This window comes from Mesorhizobium kowhaii, from assembly GCF_042431665.1.
In the GTDB taxonomy this organism is placed as follows: Bacteria; Pseudomonadota; Alphaproteobacteria; order Rhizobiales; family Rhizobiaceae; genus Mesorhizobium; species Mesorhizobium kowhaii.
Window position 1 is genome coordinate 1 of sequence record NZ_JBHLYT010000032.1, and the last position, 17,266, is coordinate 17,266.

At 63.7% G+C, this 17,266-nt stretch carries 14 protein-coding genes; 3 read left to right on the forward strand and 11 right to left on the reverse strand.

Annotated features, from left to right (window positions below; genetic code table 11):
• Window positions 1–185 precede the first annotated feature (185 nt).
• Together ACFFNA_RS18980 and ACFFNA_RS18985 are read right to left on the reverse strand one after the other, a co-directional pair.
• Complete coding sequence (locus ACFFNA_RS18980; RefSeq protein ID WP_111548634.1) at window positions 186–626, reverse strand: lipid-binding SYLF domain-containing protein; 441 nt, start codon at window positions 624–626, stop codon at window positions 186–188.
• 324 nt (window positions 627–950) lie between these two features.
• A complete protein-coding gene (locus ACFFNA_RS18985; RefSeq protein ID WP_378920666.1) occupies window positions 951–5,780 on the reverse strand; it encodes an nSTAND1 domain-containing NTPase in 4,830 nt (1,609 codons plus the stop codon).
• Window positions 5,781–5,889: 109 nt separating this feature from the next.
• On the opposite strand from ACFFNA_RS18985, the gene ACFFNA_RS18990 reads away from it, so the two are divergent.
• A complete protein-coding gene (locus ACFFNA_RS18990) occupies window positions 5,890–6,804 on the forward strand; it encodes a DUF1194 domain-containing protein (RefSeq protein WP_378920668.1) in 915 nt (304 codons plus the stop codon).
• A 333-nt stretch (window positions 6,805–7,137) separates the two neighbouring features.
• Here ACFFNA_RS18990 and ACFFNA_RS18995 read toward each other — a convergent pair whose 3' ends face one another.
• From ACFFNA_RS18995 to flhA, 3 genes are read right to left on the reverse strand one after another with little or no spacing between them, the layout of a single operon-like run.
• Entirely contained in the window at window positions 7,138–7,521 is a 384-nt protein-coding gene (locus ACFFNA_RS18995) for a hypothetical protein (protein ID WP_378920670.1), read from the reverse strand.
• Between the two features lie 2 nt (window positions 7,522–7,523).
• Window positions 7,524–8,276 carry a flagellar biosynthetic protein FliR gene (fliR, locus tag ACFFNA_RS19000; protein WP_095084533.1) on the reverse strand — a complete coding sequence of 251 codons (753 nt, stop codon included), beginning with the start codon at window positions 8,274–8,276 and terminating at the stop codon, window positions 7,524–7,526.
• Window positions 8,273–10,360, reverse strand: a complete 2,088-nt coding sequence (gene flhA, locus ACFFNA_RS19005; RefSeq protein WP_111548630.1) for a flagellar biosynthesis protein FlhA — start codon at window positions 10,358–10,360, stop codon at window positions 8,273–8,275. The genes fliR and flhA overlap by 4 nt, the downstream gene beginning before the upstream one ends.
• 121 nt (window positions 10,361–10,481) lie before the next feature.
• On the opposite strand from flhA, the gene ACFFNA_RS19010 reads away from it, so the two are divergent.
• Together ACFFNA_RS19010 and ACFFNA_RS19015 are read left to right on the forward strand one after the other, a co-directional pair.
• On the forward strand, window positions 10,482–10,781 hold the full coding sequence (locus tag ACFFNA_RS19010) for a putative quinol monooxygenase (RefSeq protein WP_378920672.1): 300 nt from the start codon (window positions 10,482–10,484) through the stop codon (window positions 10,779–10,781).
• Window positions 10,782–10,972: 191 nt separating this feature from the next.
• The gene (locus ACFFNA_RS19015; protein ID WP_378920674.1) at window positions 10,973–12,754 is read left to right on the forward strand and encodes a chloride channel protein; all 1,782 of its coding nucleotides are present in this window, start codon (window positions 10,973–10,975) and stop codon (window positions 12,752–12,754) included.
• A gap of 33 nt (window positions 12,755–12,787) precedes the next feature.
• Here ACFFNA_RS19015 and ACFFNA_RS19020 read toward each other — a convergent pair whose 3' ends face one another.
• The 6 genes from ACFFNA_RS19020 to ACFFNA_RS19045 form a co-directional block, all read right to left on the reverse strand.
• Window positions 12,788–14,431, reverse strand: coding sequence for an MFS transporter (locus ACFFNA_RS19020; protein ID WP_378920676.1), 1,644 nt, complete (start codon window positions 14,429–14,431; stop codon window positions 12,788–12,790).
• Window positions 14,432–14,706: 275 nt separating this feature from the next.
• On the reverse strand, window positions 14,707–14,973 hold the full coding sequence (gene fliQ, locus ACFFNA_RS19025; RefSeq protein ID WP_095084529.1) for a flagellar biosynthesis protein FliQ: 267 nt from the start codon (window positions 14,971–14,973) through the stop codon (window positions 14,707–14,709).
• A 22-nt stretch (window positions 14,974–14,995) separates the two neighbouring features.
• Window positions 14,996–15,403: a flagellar hook assembly protein FlgD gene (gene flgD, locus ACFFNA_RS19030; RefSeq protein WP_111547795.1), complete on the reverse strand. Its 408-nt coding sequence runs from the start codon at window positions 15,401–15,403 to the stop codon at window positions 14,996–14,998.
• Window positions 15,403–15,846, reverse strand: a complete 444-nt coding sequence (flbT, locus tag ACFFNA_RS19035) for a flagellar biosynthesis repressor FlbT (protein WP_378920678.1) — start codon at window positions 15,844–15,846, stop codon at window positions 15,403–15,405. Before flbT ends, flgD begins: the two co-directional genes overlap by 1 nt.
• Window positions 15,843–16,190, reverse strand: coding sequence for a flagellar biosynthesis regulator FlaF (flaF, locus tag ACFFNA_RS19040; RefSeq protein ID WP_378920680.1), 348 nt, complete (start codon window positions 16,188–16,190; stop codon window positions 15,843–15,845). The genes flbT and flaF overlap by 4 nt, the downstream gene beginning before the upstream one ends.
• 31 nt (window positions 16,191–16,221) lie before the next feature.
• Window positions 16,222–17,265, reverse strand: a complete 1,044-nt coding sequence (locus ACFFNA_RS19045) for a flagellar hook-associated family protein (protein WP_111547797.1) — start codon at window positions 17,263–17,265, stop codon at window positions 16,222–16,224.
• Between the last annotated feature and the right edge of the window lies 1 nt (window position 17,266).

The following is a 17,266-nucleotide window of genomic DNA, read 5'->3' on the forward strand; positions in this document are numbered from 1 at the left end:
GAAATCTCCATAGCCATCGACTGTGGCCCGCGGGTTCCTTCCTCGGGGACTTTCGTACGCCTGCCGGCGCCCGAAACTCTTCACGGAAGCGGAATGGCAGCTTCCGAGATGGTAGGGCTAGAAAGTCGACGTTTGTATTCAGCGTCGTGGGCCAACTGCAGGGACGACGAACGGAGCGACAGGCCTTACTTCACCGTGATGGCCATACCGCTGAGATCGGCGTTGACTTGCAGGCCTACCTGCTTGCCTGAGAGTTCGAGTTGGGCGCCCTTGTCATTGGTCATGACGATCACCTGGGCCCCTTTGCCGAGCGCGCCGCCACCGCCCGCCGCCCCGTAGACCCCCGTTACATCTCGGACGCGGCGAATGTGGCGAACGGTACCTTGGAAATAGGTCTTGGAAACCCCGAAGGCGAGGCCGCCCGAGATGCCGCCGACAGAGATGGGATAGCGGCGACCATGGAAGGTCAGCGTGCCCTCGCCTCCAGAGCCACCCACAAAGAAGGCAGCTTTGTAGACGGAGAAGCGGATCGTACCGCTCTCGGCATGCGCGGCGCTGGCAAGGCTTACCCCCGCAGCGGCGATGACGGCAAACGCGACTGAACGAAATGTGGACGAAATCTTCACGATGCGAACTCCTTAAGATCGCCGCTTACCACCGGCCGGGCACGGCAGCGTCGTATCAAAGCTATAGGTGAACAGTCTGGCCCGTCATTGGTTCCAAGCATGCGGATTGAATCCGGCTGCGGGAAGGCCGCCACGAAACGAGGCGGATGGCGAACATAGATGTGCTCGGAGGGCCGCTCATGTCGCGACGCCACCTACAGCGCGGTCTCAGGAGATGTCTGCTTCCGGGCCACGGCAATATCTACTTCTATGGCCGACATGCGGCGCTAAGTTGCCCGTTCCGGCGGCCGGCTCAAGCGGCAAGATCTGACCCCGTTGCCGACATCAGCCCGGACAAGTACCAGTTGCAGGGTCTTCAGGAAGGAAGAAGCTTCGCCGCTCGCAAGGGGTTAGTTCGCGGGGCACGGTGCGCCGGGCGAAGTCAATGAGGTCGTTGGGTGTCTGGAAGACGCGAACGATACGGACCCTTTCTTCACCGGAAATAATTGCGATCTGGGTGCCGTCGGAACTGAAGGCTGCGCGTGTAAGGCCCGGTCGAACGGTCGCTTCGTCCTGGCTGGCAAGGACAGCAATCTGGCGCCCCGATTGCGTCGCCCATAGCCTGACCGTGCGATCTTCGGACGACGCGGTCACGACATACAAACCACTGGGACTGAACTGGGCGCTGTCCACCGCGCCGCTGTGGCCCCTAAGAACGGCCCTTTCCAGTCCGCCAGAGACGCTCCAGATACGGACGGTTCCATCGCGTGAGGCAGTCAGCAGCGACTGACCGTCGGGGCTGAAAGCGACCACCGTCACCTCGTCGGTATGTCCCTCTAGCGTTACGACGTTTGCTCCGTCCGTGGTCGACCAAATTCGGGCCGTGTGGTCGAGTGAGCCCGTGGCGACCAGTTGACCGTTCGGGTTGAAGGCCGCTGCAGTGATGCGATCCTGATGCCCCACAAGAGCCTTAAGCTCAGCCCCGCCCGCCTTCAGGAGGTGGCCCGCATTGTCTTCCCTGGCCGCGAGGATCAGACGTCCGTCGGGGCTAAGAATGGCCTGCGGCAGCTTGCTGCTTGTTTTGATGACGGCCAGCTCGGTGCCGGTCGCCGCGTCCCACAGCTGCGCGGTACCGTCGATCGAAGCGGAAACAAGCGATTTACCATCGCGACCAAACTGGATCTGGATCAGTCCGCCATGTGATCGGAACTGGGCGGTCTCGAATCCCCTGGCCACCTCCCAAATTCGGACCTGGCCCCCAAGAGATGCCGTCGCGACGCGCCTTCCATCGGGACTGAACGTCGCACGTTGAACGATCTCATGTGTATCGAGCCGGATTATTTCGCGCCCGCTCAGAACATCCCACAAATGCGCCGCGCTGTCGCCGCCACCGGTCAGCAGGTGGACATTGTCGGGACTGAAGACCGCGAAAGTCGGCCGATATTCATGAGAGAGCGTCGTCGTCAGTGCGCCGTCGACATCCCACAGCCGAGATGTGCCATCGTGTGAAGCAGTGAGAAGGATGTTGCTGTCAACCGGGCTGAATTCCAGATGCTCGACCAAAGATTCATGACCGGCGATCGTCGTGACCAACGAGGCGCGTTCAACGTCCCAGATGCGGATCGGCCCATTGACCGAAGCGGTCGCCAGGAAGCGGTCGTCCGGGGTGAAAGCACCGTTCATCTCCTCATCGCGTTCATCCGCACCGATATCAGCCAGCTTCAAACCCGAAACCTCCTGGCCGAGCAGGTCATGCAGCGTTCCTAACGCTCCATCCCAAATCCGGGCAGCGCCGTCGAGTGATACCGTGGCAATTCGCTGACCCCCGTGACTGAAAATCACGCCGTTCAATTGCGTGTCGCTCTTCTGGCCTGCGAACTTTGCGATCTCCGTTCCTTTCGACACATCTAAGAGGCTGGAAGTGCCGCCGTATGAAAGCGGACCGCACGCGCCAGCCAGCAGCCGGCTTCCGTCCGGGCTGAACGCCAGGCTGTAGGGCCTGGAGTTCACCCGGATTGACCGCGTCAGTGCGCCATCTGCGGTATTCCAGATCGAAACAAAGTGCTTGCGTGCCGTCGCGAAGCTGCGACCGTCCGGACTGAAGCCAGCCCGTGCATATCCGTCGCTGCTTACACTCACGACTTTCTTTCCGGTCCGAGCGTCCCAGAGCGCTGCATCGCTGTTCTCCCCCGCCGTCAGCACCTGGTTTCCATTCGGGCTGAAGATTGCCGTTGGATAATTACCTACCGGCTGCAGGATGAAGAGCTGTTCTCCCGAGATGGCGTTCCAGACGCGCGCAGTGCCGTCCCTCGCGGCCGTCAGGATACGGCTACCGTCCGGGCTGAATTCAGCCCTCTCCACGGCCCCTTCATGACCTTTTAGAACTGCAGTTTCGGTACCGCTGGAGATGTCCCAGATGCCTGCAGTTTTATCGTAGGATGCAGTGACGATGTGATCGCCGCTCGGATTGAACGCCGCATCCGCAACGCCGGCGGCATGCCGAAAGATTTTGATCTGGTGGTGCGCCAGCAGGGCCTTGTAGAGGGCTGCCTCTGCTTCAAAGAGATATGGCCGCTCGGACTGGTCTTTCGAGGGCAGTGCTTCGAGCGCCAAGAGGATCGCAGCCTCGGTGTTGCCCGTCGCCGTGGACTGCTGTGAAAGAAAGGAGAGCGAAAGAGACTGGTTGCGCAGCGCCTGGTCGCGTTGCCACCTTGCTTCCTCCTGCGCCCTGAAGGCGACCAGTGCGCCTGCGCCCGCTATGAGAGCGAGCATTATCGCCACAATCGCGGCATTGCGCGTACGTCCGGCAAGCCGGTTTGCGGCAGTAGCCGCGAGGCTCCGGCGCTCGGCCTCGCGCTCCAGGCGCTCGCGTTTTGCCTCTTCGGCGGCCTCGATCAGCGCCAGCTCTGCCTGCCGGTCCTTCTCCTCTCTCTGCTGATGGGCGCGCAAAGATGCCTCGATGTATTCAAGGACATCATCGTCGACCTCCTCCCGTCTTGACAGCAGCAGCTCTTCGCCCTCCGCGAGACGTTTGCCGGACGGAAGGAGAAGCTCTCGATTCCTACTCTCCAGGTGCCAACGGTGGGCGTCGGCCCTGAGGCGGTCGCGCGTCTCGAGGAAGTTCCGGTTGGCATTCACAATGTCACCGGCGCGCGGCCAACGGCTCAACAGTGCTTCATGTGCAACGCGGACGAAGACATGCCCTCCGGCGTCCTCATCGCTGACGAGTAGCCGTGCGTCGATCAGGGCCCTGACGAGAGCCGATCGCGCGGGGGTGCCTGCAACTTCGGTGAGCAGGGCCGGACGTGCCGTCACCGTTCCATCGCTTGGACTTGCTGTGGTGAGGGCGCCCAGCACCGGGGGTAAGGCCTCCTGGATCTCGGGCGCGAGTAAGTCTACGACTTCATCGGCGCGGCGCGCGATTGCGCCTTCGAGCCCGCCGAGCGCGCGATAATGCGCAAAGGTTAGAACTCGGCGCTCGCGGCCGGCTTGGTACAACGCGTCGAGCACAAACTCGAGAAGCGGCAATGATCCGGGATCGGCAGCTGCTGCCTTCTGCAGCACATCATCGAGCCGCCCCAACTCGGCACTCTCCTCAAAGCGGAGCCCGGCAACGCCCGCCGGTTCGCGGATGATCTGCGCGATCTCTGGGCCGGTCGGCGGCAGGAGTTCGTAGCTGGAGAGGCCGTCCTTGAGTGCCGAGAAACCCGGGACCTCACCGCAGCGGTGAAAAAAGTCCGAACGGATCGCCGCGATCACCCAGACCAGTCCGCTCGCGGCTAGCACCGCCATGAGCCGCACAAGGGCCTCGCGCGTCGCCGGCTGCTTCTCCGTCGTGAACAGCTCCTCCAGCTGATCGATGGCGACAAGCAATCTGATCTGCGAGTGGGCCGACCCGGCCGCCTTGCCAAGTGCCTGTCGGACCATCGCCAGCGCCCGATCCGGCGCGCTCCTGCAGAGCAGAGCAAACTCCGCGACTGTTACTTCGCAGGACAACTCCGGCACAGCAGCTTCGCTAAGCAGTGCCGCAGCCAGCACAGCGAATGCATCCGGTCCTTCGGAGAGGCGGATCAGGCAGCGGCGCCACAAGGATATGCCCGCCACGGCTCCAGGCTGGGTCAATGACGGCAGCAGGCCAGCACGCAGGAGGGAAGACTTGCCGCAACCGCTCATTCCGTAGATAAGGAGGAATGCCGTACCGCTGGCTGCCTGCTGCTCCAGTCTTGCAGTGCAGGCAGCAATCGCCCGCGCTCGGCCGAAGAAGAGGTCGGCATCTTCGAATTCGAAGGCATCGAGACCGCGAAATGGCGACCTGACCGGTTCCTCCGAAGCAAGGGGTACGCGGTAGATGCGCAAGACGCGTGCGACGTTCTTCAGCTTATGCTCGCCGAGATCGACGAATTCCAGCGAGAGTCGGTCTTGAGCCTGGGCGTGGACCGCTTCCGTGACGCAAATCCCGCCCGGTCGTGACAACGTTTGCAGATGAGCGGCGACCTCGACTGCCTCGCCCGCGAGGTGGTCGCCCTCGGCGACGACATAACCCAGGTGAACGCCGATGCGGAAGCGCAGGCGCTTTGTCTCGGGAACTTCGCAGTTCCGCCTATCGACGTCATGCTGGATCTCGCTTGCACACCGCATCGCCTCGACAGGGCCGGTGAACTCGGCGACGACGCTCTCTTCGGCGCTCCAGAACACGCGACCCGCATGTTGAACCAGCAGCCGATCGATGATCTGCCTGTACGCCCGGAAAGTTGCAGCAGAGATCCGCTCATCCTTGCCTGTCGGCCGGCCCTCAGCGGCCACTTCGGCGGCCAGGATGGTGGCCATTCTCGGTCCGGCATTTGAGGGAAGGACCAGCCTGTAACCGCGCCTCGGCACTGTCTGCACGACGGCCTGCCGGCTGTCGTTGAGCGCCCCACGGATCTCGTGAATGCACTGCACCAGGCTGTCATCGGTCACGGCTATCCCGTTCCAGACCGCCTTCATCAGGTCGTCCTTGGTGATGACGCGATCAGCGTTCTCCAGAAGGTGACGAAGCACCGCGAAGGCCTGGTGGCGAAGTGCGATTGTCCTGTTGGACTTGTCGCGCAAGGTCTCGCTGCTCAGATCGGCGGTCACGCCGTTGAGTACGAACGTCGTGGGAGGCGAGCTATTCAAGCCGGTTCCCTCAAGCACGAAGCCGCAGTCCAATTCTTCGATCTTAGCACGGTTTCGCGCTGCGAAGAGTGTTCACCATCCAGACCGGCGGGGAGCGCAGATTTCGGCGAATGATCGGAAGCCGTTCGTGACCCAGGAGACGCCTCGGACCGACAATTGCATTGTCAGCGAGACGCTCGCCATGGACTACTTGGTGCAGATTGCTCGAAGTGCGGGCGCAAGACCGGTGCTACGGCTCATGGGCGTCTGCCTGCTCACTCTGTCCTTCGCGATGGCGTCACAGGCTTACTCTACCGACCGTCCCGCGGGCGACCTGGCCGAAGTCGATCTGCAACTGATCCTTGCCGTCGACGTCTCGCCCTCGATGAGCAAAGTTGAGCAAAGAGTGCAACGGGACGGCTATGTCGGTGCCTTCCGCCACGCGGACATCGCGAGGGCAATCAAGTCGGGAGAGCGGGGCAGAATCGCGGTGCTCTATCTGGAGTGGGCCGGGCCAAATCAGCAAACCGTCATTATGCCGTGGACAATTGTCGAAAGCCTCGACGACACTCTGGCTGTGGCAGACAGGCTCGCGGCGCTGTCGTTGACTGAGGGCCGCGGAACGTCGATTTCCGGCGCATTGGCGGCCGCGAATGATCTGTTCGCGAAGAGTGGCTTGCGCAGCCCGCGCAGGGTTATCGACGTATCAGGCGACGGTCCCAACAACGCCGGAGCGCTCCTTGACCCCATCCGGCAGGTTCTTCTCGCGGAAGGTGTAACGATCAACGGACTGCCTATCGCACTGCCCCGCATTGGCGGGGCAGACGGGTTTGCGATGTACGACCCTTCCAACCTGCAATCCTATTTCGAGCGCTGCGTCATTGGCGGACCAGACGCATTTGCAATCGGCGTCACCGAGGCCGCTATGTTCGCCATCGCAGTCCGTCGAAAGCTCGTGCGTGAAATCTCCATGAACACGGGTCAGATGATCTACGCGGCCTACACCGCGCGTTCAGACCGCACGGTCGATTGCAACGTGATCGCTCAGTTACCGGGCCGGTAACGATAGGCGATGGGGTGACCGCGATATATAGAGGGTGGGCGGCAACGGAATGCCTTTCGCGCACCGCTGCCTACAGTCAAATTGAATCTGCTTGCGGACCCCAAGGCAGCCATTGCCCTCAGCAGCGGTGAACGCCGTCGAAGGGTCGAGACGAGACGTTAGCGCTTGTCCCTGCGCAGGTCTGGCGTGACCACGACCTCCACAATGATCCCCGCGATGTCTGCTTCCGGGCACCAGCAAGATCTGTCGATATGACCGAGATGAGGCGCAAACCTGCCGTTCGCAATGTGGACAATAAAACTCGCCGTTAGCTCAATCGCAGAGTTCCCTTGGCTACTCCCCGCTCCGCTTCTGCGCGATCAGGTCGAGGCGCTCGCGGTCGGAGCGTTCGCGCTCGTCGCGGTTGCGCACGTCCTTGTAGGCGCGCTCGACCATGTTGGTGCGCGCGGTAGCCGCTGCGATGAGGCTGGCCTCCTGCCTGGCGCTTTCGAGGCTCGCCTCCTGGCGTCCGACCGCACTGGCGATGCGGCGATGGTAGAGATCGGGAAACAGGCCGGAAAGGGAATCGGCCTGGTCGAAATGCCCGACCAGATCCCGGGCTTCGGCCTCGGCGGCGCTGGCCGCGGCAAGGAAGGTGGCGTGACGGGTTTCGTGCAGCGCCTTCAGTTGTTCCTGCACCTTGACCAGTTTCTTCAAGCGGTCCCTGCGTGTGCTCATGGCTATCTTGCCAATGTCAGGTCGACAAAGCCGGCGACGAACAGCGACAGCATGGTGCCGACGGCGAAATAGAAGATGATCATGCCGCCGGCGATGATGAAGGGCTGGGAGATGAAATAGATCGGGATCTGCGGGGTCAGCTTGTTGACGAAGCCGATCGTCAGGTTGACGAGAATGGCATAGGCGACAAACGGGCTGCCGAGGCGGATGACCAGGAAGAATGTGTCCGACACCGTGTCGGTGACATCGACGAGTGCGGCCTGCGGGTTGAAGAAGATGTTGACCGGCGCGACCGTGTAGGAGGTCACCAGCGCGCGTATGATCTCATGGTCGAAATCGAAGACGAAGAGCATCAACAGCGCCGAGAACGAGATGATGGCGGCAAGCGCCGCCTGCGGCTCCGGCTCCTCGATCGCCGGTCCGCCGGTGCCGCCATAGCCGATCAGCATGGCGATGGCCGAGCCCATGAAGCGCAAGGCTTCCATGTAGAGCCTGGTCATGGCGCCGATCAGCCCGCCGACCAGAAGTTCCGAGATGATCATCGGCACCAGGATTTGCGGGCGCGGGTCGACGAAGGGAAAGATGCGGTCCCACAGGAAGGCGAGCAGGCCGCCGGTGGCGGCAACCGCCACGAACAGCCTGACCTGGACCGGGACGCGGGCGCTGGACAGGCCGGGCATCAGCATGAAGCAGGCGCCGATGCGGCAGAAGGCGAGGAACGCCGCGATGACGACGCCTTGCGAAAGCACGCTCACGATATGGTTCCGAGCACCCTGATCTCGACGCCCTTGGCGATTTCGACGTGGCTGAGCACCGGCAGCGTGGTGAACAGCCGCTCGATGATCATGCGCACATAGGGACGGGCGTCGGGCGCGGTGACCAGCACGAAACGCTCGCCGGCCTCCAGATATTTCTTGATCGCCTTGGTCGCGTCCTGGCCGAATTCTTCCAGCTGGCGCGGATCGATGTCGAATTCGCGCACCTCGCCCTTGGCGTCGCGCTTGAGGCTCTGGTGGAAGGCCAGATCCCAACGGTTGCCGAGACGCAGCACCTTGAGTACGCCTCCCTCGGAGAGGTCGCCGCAGATCTGCTGGGCCATGCGGATGCGGACATGTTCGACGATTTGCTCGGTGCGGCGCACATGCGGCGCGATCTCGGCGATCGCCTCGATGATCAGATGCAGATTGCGGATCGAGACCCGCTCGGCGAGCAGCAGCTTCAGCACCGCCTGCAGGCCGGGATAGGAGATGTGCGTGGTGCAGATCTCGTCGGCGAGCTTGCGATATTCCTGGTCCTGCCGTTCGAGCAGCGCCTTCATGTCCTTGTAGGACAGAAGCTGCGGCAGGTTGTTGCGGATGACCTCGGAAAGATGGGTGAGCAGCACCGACATGTTGTCGGCGAAGGTGTAGTTCTCGCGCTTCAGATCTTCGGCGAAGGTTTCGACCACGGAATAGGCGCGCATGCCGAAGGCCGGCTCGCGGATTTCCTCGCCCGGTATTTCGGGTATGTCGCGGTTGCCGAGCAGCACCATGATCTCGCCGACGCGCATCTGGTATTCGGCCACCACGGTGCCGTGCACCTTGATCTGGTAGCTCTTTGGAGGGATGGCGAAATCGTCGGCGACCCGCACTTCCGGCACGACGAAGCCGTATTGGGTGGCGAATTTCTTGCGCATCTTGGCCATGCGGAAAACCAGTTCCTGATGCGACACCAGCAGCCGGGTCGACAGCTGCTTGCCGATCAGGAGCTCGATCTCGGCGGTGGCGAGCGACGCCTTGACCGAGTTCTTTTCCTCTTCGACCTTGGTCGCCTTCTCCTGGTCCTTGATCGCTTCGGCGGCGGCGACGGCGCGGTTGTGGCGCATCGGAATGACGTAGCCGAGGCCAGCCATGCCACCGGCCAGCGCAAAGAACGGAAACAGCGGCAGGCCGGGCATCAGGCCGAGCAGCACCAGCAGCGATGCCGCCACGTAAAGCGCGCGCGGATGGGCGCCGAGCTGGCCGAACACCGCCTGGTTGGTCGAACCGCGCGTACCGCCCTTGGACACCAGCAGGCCGGCGGCCAATGAGACGATCAGCGCCGGGATCTGGGTGACGAGGCCGTCGCCGACCGACAGCTTGATGAACACGTCGGCGGCTTCGCCCATGCCCATGCCATGCCTGATATAGCCGATGGCGATGCCGCCGACGATGTTGATGGCGGTGATGATGAGGCCGGCGATGGCGTCGCCGCGGACGAATTTCGAGGCGCCGTCCATCGAGCCGAAGAAGGAGGATTCCTCTTCCAGCTCACGGCGGCGCAGCTGCGCCGTCTTGTCGTCGATCATGCCGGCGGAGAGGTCGGCGTCGATCGACATCTGCTTGCCGGGGATGGCGTCGAGGGTGAAGCGGGCGCCGACCTCGGCGATACGGGTGGCGCCCTTGGTGATGACGATGAAGTTCACCACGATGAGGATCATGAAGACGATGAGGCCGATGACGAAATCGCTGGCCATCACCAGCTTGGAGAAGCCGGCGATGACATAGCCGGCCGCGTGCGTGCCTTCATTGCCATGCGACAGGATCATGCGCGTGGTGGCGATGTTGAGCGACAGCCGCAGCATGGTGGCAATGAGCAGCACGGTCGGGAATGACGAGAAATCGAGCGGCCGCTGGATCCACAGCGCCACCATCAGGATCAGCACCGAAAGCGCGATCGAGAAGGCAAGGCCGATGTCGATGAGAAAGGCCGGGATCGGCAGGAACAGCACGGCCAGGATGATGACGATGCCGATGGCGAAGAAGACGTCGCGGCCGTTCTTGGCCACTGCGCCGGGCTGGATGCTTTCGCTGATCGCCATGTCGTCCCCAAAATGCCAAGCCTGCCCGCGCGGCAGCCTTGTGAGCCTAACCGGCCAAGCTTGCGCGAGGGTGGGAGACTGGCTACTGCGCTCTGGCTCACGGCTTCCAAGAGGAAATCTCATGCTCCTGATCATCGGCACCATCCGCTTACCCACCGGGAAGCTGGAGCAGGCAAGACCGGCGATGGAGCGCATGATGTCGGCCAGCCGCGCAGAGCCCGGTTGCCTCGAATATTCCTACGCGCAGGACGTGCTCGATGCCGGGCTCATCCGGGTCACGGAAGTCTGGAGCGACAGGACAGCGCTAGATGCACATTTCCGCTCGCCGCACCTTGCGGACTGGCGTGCAAGCTGGCCGGCACTTGGCATCGGCGAGCGCAATCTCGTGCTCTATGAGGCCGGCGATCCCAAGCCGACCTGATCGGTCCGCCAGCCGGCTGCTCTTCGGCCGGCGAGCGCCGTTCGCGGTCCAACAGAGGCAGCCGCGGCCCGCAACCGGACGGCCATGCCACAATGGCGCCTTGTCTGTCGCCATTGTGGTTGCCATGCCGTGTCGCCGGGCGTATCAGGCGGGCTTTCCACTGCCTTTTCTGATGTCGGCGAGCCGCCCCGGTGCTTTCCAGAAACCAACCGCAAGTCTATGCACGCCGGCTGCGCGCGGTGCTGACCAGATCGCTGCCGCTGCTCGAGGCGCGCGGCGTCGCGGTGGTCATTTTGGCCGGTGTCGTCGGGGTGATGGCGGGTATCCTGGTCACGGCGATGAGCCAGATCGTGCAGGACCTGCACGGGCTGCTGTTCGGCGTCCAGCCCGGCGGCCGGCTGTCCGGCATGTTCTCGCTCGCCAATCCGCTACAGGCGCTGATACCGGCGATCGGCGGCATCCTGCTTGGGCTGACCGTGATCTGGTTGAGACTGCGGAAATTCCGCACGCCGATCGACCCGATCGAAGCCAACGCACTCTATGGCGGGAGCATGTCGCTCACCGACACCTTCATCATCGCCGGCCAGACGATGATCTCCAGCGGTTTTGGCGCCTCGGTCGGGCTGGAAGCCGGCTACACGCAGGTCGGGTCCGGCCTGGCATCACGGCTGGCGCGCATCTTCCGGCTGCGCCGCAACGATGTCCGCATCCTGGTCGGCTGTGGTGCCGCCGGCGCCATCGCCGCCGCCTTCGACGCACCGCTGACCGGCGCCTTCTATGGCTTCGAACTGGTCATCGGCATCTATTCGCTCGCCAATGTCGCGCCGGTCATGACTGCCGCGATCTCGGCCTCTCTGACCGCCGAGATGTTTGGCGGCGTGCCGTTTCCACTCGAGCTTGCGGGCCTGCCGGCGCTGACCGCCAGCCAGTACGTGCCGTTCCTGCTGCTCGGCCTGCTCGGCGGCGCGGCTTCGATCGCCATCATGCATCTGGTGACACTGATCGAACGCGGTTTTAACAGGCTGTCGATCGATGCGTCGCTGCGCCCCGTCATCGGCGGCGTCATCGTCGGATTGCTGGGGTTGGTCACGCCGCAGGTCCTGTCCAGCGGCCATGGCGCGCTGCATCGCGAATTCGCGATGAACTATGGGCTGGCCGTGGTGGCCAGCGTCTTCGTGTTGAAACTGGCGGCGTCTGCCATCTCCCTGGGCTCGGGCTTTCGAGGCGGGCTGTTCTTCGCCTCGCTGTTCCTCGGCGCGCTGCTCGGCAAGGCGTTTGCCGGTGTGATGGCGCTCGTCTCGCCGGCCACCGGCATCGACCCCGCCGTTGCCGCCGTCGTCGGCATGACGTCGCTCGCTGTCGGCGTCGTTGGCGGCCCGCTGACGATGACCTTCCTGGCGCTGGAATCGACCCGCGACCTGACACTCACCGGTGTTGTGCTGGCGGCCTCGATCATGTCGGCCATCCTGGTGCGCGAGACGTTCGGTTACTCCTTCTCGACATGGCGCTTCCATCTGCGCGGCGAGACCATCCGCAGCGCCCACGACGTCGGCTGGATGCGCAGCCTCACCGTCGGCTCGATGATGCGCAAGGACATCAAGACCATCTATGCCTCGACGACGCTGGCGGCCTTCCGCAGGCAAGTGCCGCTCGGTTCGGCCCAGCGCGTCATCGCCGTCGACCCGGGCGATCACTATGTCGGCGTGCTGATCGTGGCCGAACTGCACAGCGATCCTTCCGATGGCGAGGTGGCTGTGCGCGATCTTGCCAAATACACGGGCGCCGTGCTGGTGCCCAGCATGAACGTGCAGTCCGCCGCCGAGACCTTCCAGCGTGCCGGCGCTGAAGAGCTCGCCGTGGTCGAGGATTTCACCGACCGCATCGTGCTGGGGCTGCTGACCGAAGGCCATTTGATGCGGCGCTATGCCGAGGAACTCGACAAGGCGCGCAGGGACCTGTCGGGCGAAGGTTAATGACATTCACAAGAAGAGGCGCAACACCTCCTGCTAGTGTTCGATCGGTCCCTTGGCCATCACGAGGGCCGTGCCGGCGTTCGTCGGGCGCTCGATCATGCGGCGCACGCGCGGCGGCTCGCCGCCGCTGTGCAGCGCCCGCAGGCGCTCGCCGACGACGGCGTCGGCATGGGTGATGCGGCCATTGTGGCGCACATATTCGAGCCAGGTCGGCGTGTGATAGTGCTCGATCCAGATCGCCGGATTTTCGAGGTCGCGTGCCAGCGTCCAGTTGCGGGCGCCGTCGCGGCGGCGGATGCGGCCGCGTTCGGCCATGGTGGCGAGGAACTCCGGCACGTCCTCGTCGCGGATGATGTATTCGATCATGATGGCGATGGGGCCGCTGCGCGGTTTCAGGTCGAGCGCAAGGTGCGGTTCCTTGAAGCGGTTGAGCGGATCGAGGTTGAGTATCTGCTGTTGCGGAAGCGGCAGCAGCAGGCCGATGGCGCCGCCGGCCAGCATGGCGATGCTGGCCGCGATCAGCGCGGTCTCGGCGCCATGCGCATCGGCGACGACGCCCCAGATCCAGCTGCCGAGCGCGATGCCGCCGAAGGTCGCGGTCTGATAGACCGACAGCACCCGGCCGACCACCCAGCGCGGCGTCGCCATCTGCACCGTGACGTTGAAATGCGAAAGGGCGATCACCCAGCAGGCACCGCCGACAAGCAGGCCGAGCGACGTCTGCCAGGCATGATGGCTGACGGCGGCATTGAAGGCGCAGGCGGCAAAGCCGGCGAAGGCTGAGCGCACCATCGTCTCGCTGGACAGCAGCTGCCGCAGCCGCACGCTGATCAGCGCGCCGCCGACCGCGCCGATGCCGAAGGCGCCGAGCATGATGCCGTAGGTCAGGGCATCGCCCTTGACGACGTCGCGCGCCACCAGCGGCAGCAGCGCCAGCACCGCGCCGGCGCTGAAGCCGAAAGCGGCGCCCCTGACCAGCACCTTGCCGATGTTGGGCGACATGGCGACATAGCGCAGACCGGCGCCCATGGCGGCACCCAGCGATTCGCGCGGCAAGGTCGAGACCGGCAGGTCCGGGTTCCAGCGCGCCAGCACGACGATGAGGCCGATATAGCTCACCGCGTTCGCCGCAAAGGCCGCCGCCGCACCGGCCGCGGCGACGATGATGCCGCCGATCGCCGGGCCGACGCTGCGGGTCAGGTTGAAGCCCATCGAGTTGAGCGCGACGGCGGCCGGCACCTTGTTGCGGGGCACGATGTCGCCGACGGAGGCCTGCCATGACGGACTGTTGAGCGCGGTACCGCTGTCGATCAGGAAGGTGAAGGCCAGCAGCGTCCACGGCGTGATCAGGCCGGAATAGGTGAACAGGGTCAAAAGCACCGAGACGACCAGCATGAAGGTCTGGGCGACCAGCATCACCTTGCGGCGGTCGAAACTGTCGGCGATGGCGCCGGCGACGAGCGCAAACAGCATGATCGGCAAGGTGGTCGAAGCCTGGACCAGGGCCACCTGATAGGGCGAGGTGGCGATCGTGGTCATCATCCAGGCGGCGCCGACGCCCTGGATCAGGCCACCGAAATTCGAGACGAGACTTGCGGCCCATACGGCGCGGAAAATGCCGTGCCGGAAAGGCGCCAGCGCCGAGACGCCCTCGCTTTCCGGCTTTTCGTCAATCATCGGTGGATCCCTGCCATGTCGTGCCGATTCGTCAGACGATCCGTTTGCTCAGATCATTTGCCGAAAGTAGGGCATGATGGTGCAAAGGGCGAACGGCTTTCGAAAAAGGTCATGGTCCAACAATGGGATAGCTGAGGTCCACGTCTCTGTTCCCCATCGGCCCGAGGACGCCTATGGGTCAGCGCGCGTCACCGACCTGCGCATGCAGCGCATCGGTGAGGCGGCTCGTGGTCTGGCCGCCGACAGAGCCGCGGCGCGGCTTTTCGATGAATTGCTCAGAACCCGTTCTGGATGCGCTCGAAGATGACGTTGGTGAAGGCCGAGATCTGGCTGCCGATGAAGGGGCCGGTCAGCGCCACCACCAGCATGATGGCGACGATCTTCGGCACGAAGGTCAAGGTGATCTCCTGAACCTGCGTCAGCGCCTGGATGAGGGCGATGCCGATGCCGACCGCCATGGCGACCAGCACCACCGGGGCAGACGCGGTGAGCACCGTCCACACCGCGTACTGGACGATGTCGAGAGCGTCGGCCTCGTTCATGGGACTGGCCCTGCCGGAAGCGTCAGCTCGCGGCCTTGATCGAGACTCCCGGGCCGACCGCGACCTCGGTGCCGTTCTGCAGCACGGCGATGAGGCCGCTGCTGGCGAGGCGCACCGACGCCACCGTGCCCGTCGTGTTGCCGTCGGCGGAGGTTATCGAGCGCCCGATCAGCGCGTCGGCCTGCGACAGCGCCGACGACGACATGATCTGGTCGAGCTTGGTGTTGGTCTGCACCGACTGCTCGACCTGCGAGAAGGTGGCGAGTTGGGCGACATACTGCGTCGAATCCATCGGCTTGGTCGGATCCTGGTTCTTCATCTCGGCGATCAGAAGCTTCAGGAACGACTGGTAGTCGACCGCTGTCTTCGAGGTCTGCTGGCTGGCCTGGTTGGCGCCAGTCGGTATCGTCGTCGTCATGTCCACGTTCATCAGTATCGTGCTCCCACAGCCAGCGGGCGCGCGGCACCCGGAACATAGTCATCGTCGCCAAGCGCGCGGCGTTCGAGCGGATAGAGCGCGCGTATCGCCTTCAGCGCCTCGTAGATATGATCCTCGCCGACCATGCGGTCGATCTGTTTCAGCGCAGCGCAGATCTGGGTGTCCTCGAAGCTTGCCAGCAGCAGCGGCAGCGAACGCCGGAACATGTCGCGCGCCTCGGCCGCGCCGGCCGGGTTCATCAGCATAACCTGCAGGATGAAATACAGCTGCCTGAGCGGCGTCGAGGCATCGTCGACCTGGATCACATGGCTCTCGAGCAGGAACTGCACGTCGTTCATCAATTCGACGGTGACCTTGCGGTCGACGCGGATGACGGCGCCGTTGATGTAGATCTTCTCGTTCGGCTTCAGCGATATCTTCAGCGTGTTGGTCATTGAATGCCGTCCCGGATGATCTGGGACACCTCGATCAGCCCTTCGAAATTGTTGGTGCGGCCCTGGCGAATGTCCTCGGCCTCGCGCAGCAGCCACAGGCCGATGGAAATCAGGTTGGCGCGCAGTTCCTTGGGCAGCGCGTTGTCGCTGGAGCCGAGATCCTCGACGAAGGCGGTCCAGACGCGGTTGGTGAAATGCAGCGCCTCGACCGCCTCCATCGAGCCGTGGCCGGCGGCCGCCGACGCCGACAGCATGTCGATCGAGCGGGTCAAAAGCTCCCGCTCGCGGTCCTTGGCGTCGGCAACGGAGGTGCTCTGGATGTCGGCGTAGGAGAATTGGTACATCGGTGGGGCTCTACCGTTCCGTTAAGCGTTATCAGGTCAGGTAATTCAACAGGCTGAGCTGCTGCAGGCGCGCGGTCAATGCGAACGACGTTTCGATGTGCTGTGTCAGGTCGGCGACCCGGGTCGCGGCTTCGGCCGGATCGACGCCTTCCAGATCGAGAATGTGCCGTTCGAAAAGGTCGACCTGCGTTTTCATCCGGTCGTTCGCATCGGAAACCCGCTTCTGGACGATACCGGTTTCGGACTGAAGCTGGCCAATGCCGCTCAGCGCTTCGCCGACCAGCAAGGTGGAGCGGCTGATGACCGTATTCTTCGCGGCCCGGCTGATGTTGCTGGACATCAGGCTGGAGACCATGGCCGCCGCCATGGCGAGCTTTTGGATGCCCTCGCTGTTGGCGCTGGTCGATGTCGGGGTGGTTTCGTTGAGGGCGATGCGGCTGACGATCTGCTGGTCGGTGGCGTTCGACCAGTTGCCTTGCCAGCCCGAGCCCGTGAACTGCGGTAGGACGTCGTTGGTGATGAAATCGTCCATCTGGGCGGCGGTGATGTTGGCCGCGGCCGGGTCGTCCTGGGTGAAGCCGAAATTGGCGACGAAGGCGGCGTCAAACGCCGCCTTGGCGGGAGAGCCGGCTGCGGTGAAGTCATTGATCGGCTTGACGTCGGTGTTGGTCCCGGCGAACAGATATTCGCCGTTCACGCTGGTGTTGAGGATCGAGGTCAGCTGCTGGATGGTCGTCTTGCCGGAGGATTGGGCGAGACTGTCGGAGGAATCGCTTGATGTCGCGGTGGCCAGGCTGGACAGAAGCGCCTGCGCGGCGCTGGCGAGCTGGCCGAGCGAGGTCTGCGTCGAGGACAGCCGGGCGCCGACCAGGCCGTTCGAATCGATGATGACATTGAGCCGGTCGAGATCACGCGAGAAGGTGACGGACTGGGCGGTGCGCCCTCCGAGAGCCAGGCCGACATCGGCAACCCTGCCAGTCGATGACTCTTTCGTGGCTTTGACAAGCTCGGCCTGCATGCGCATCTGCTGGTAGCGCATGGCGTTCGATATGGCGGCTGACGAGACTGAAGTCATG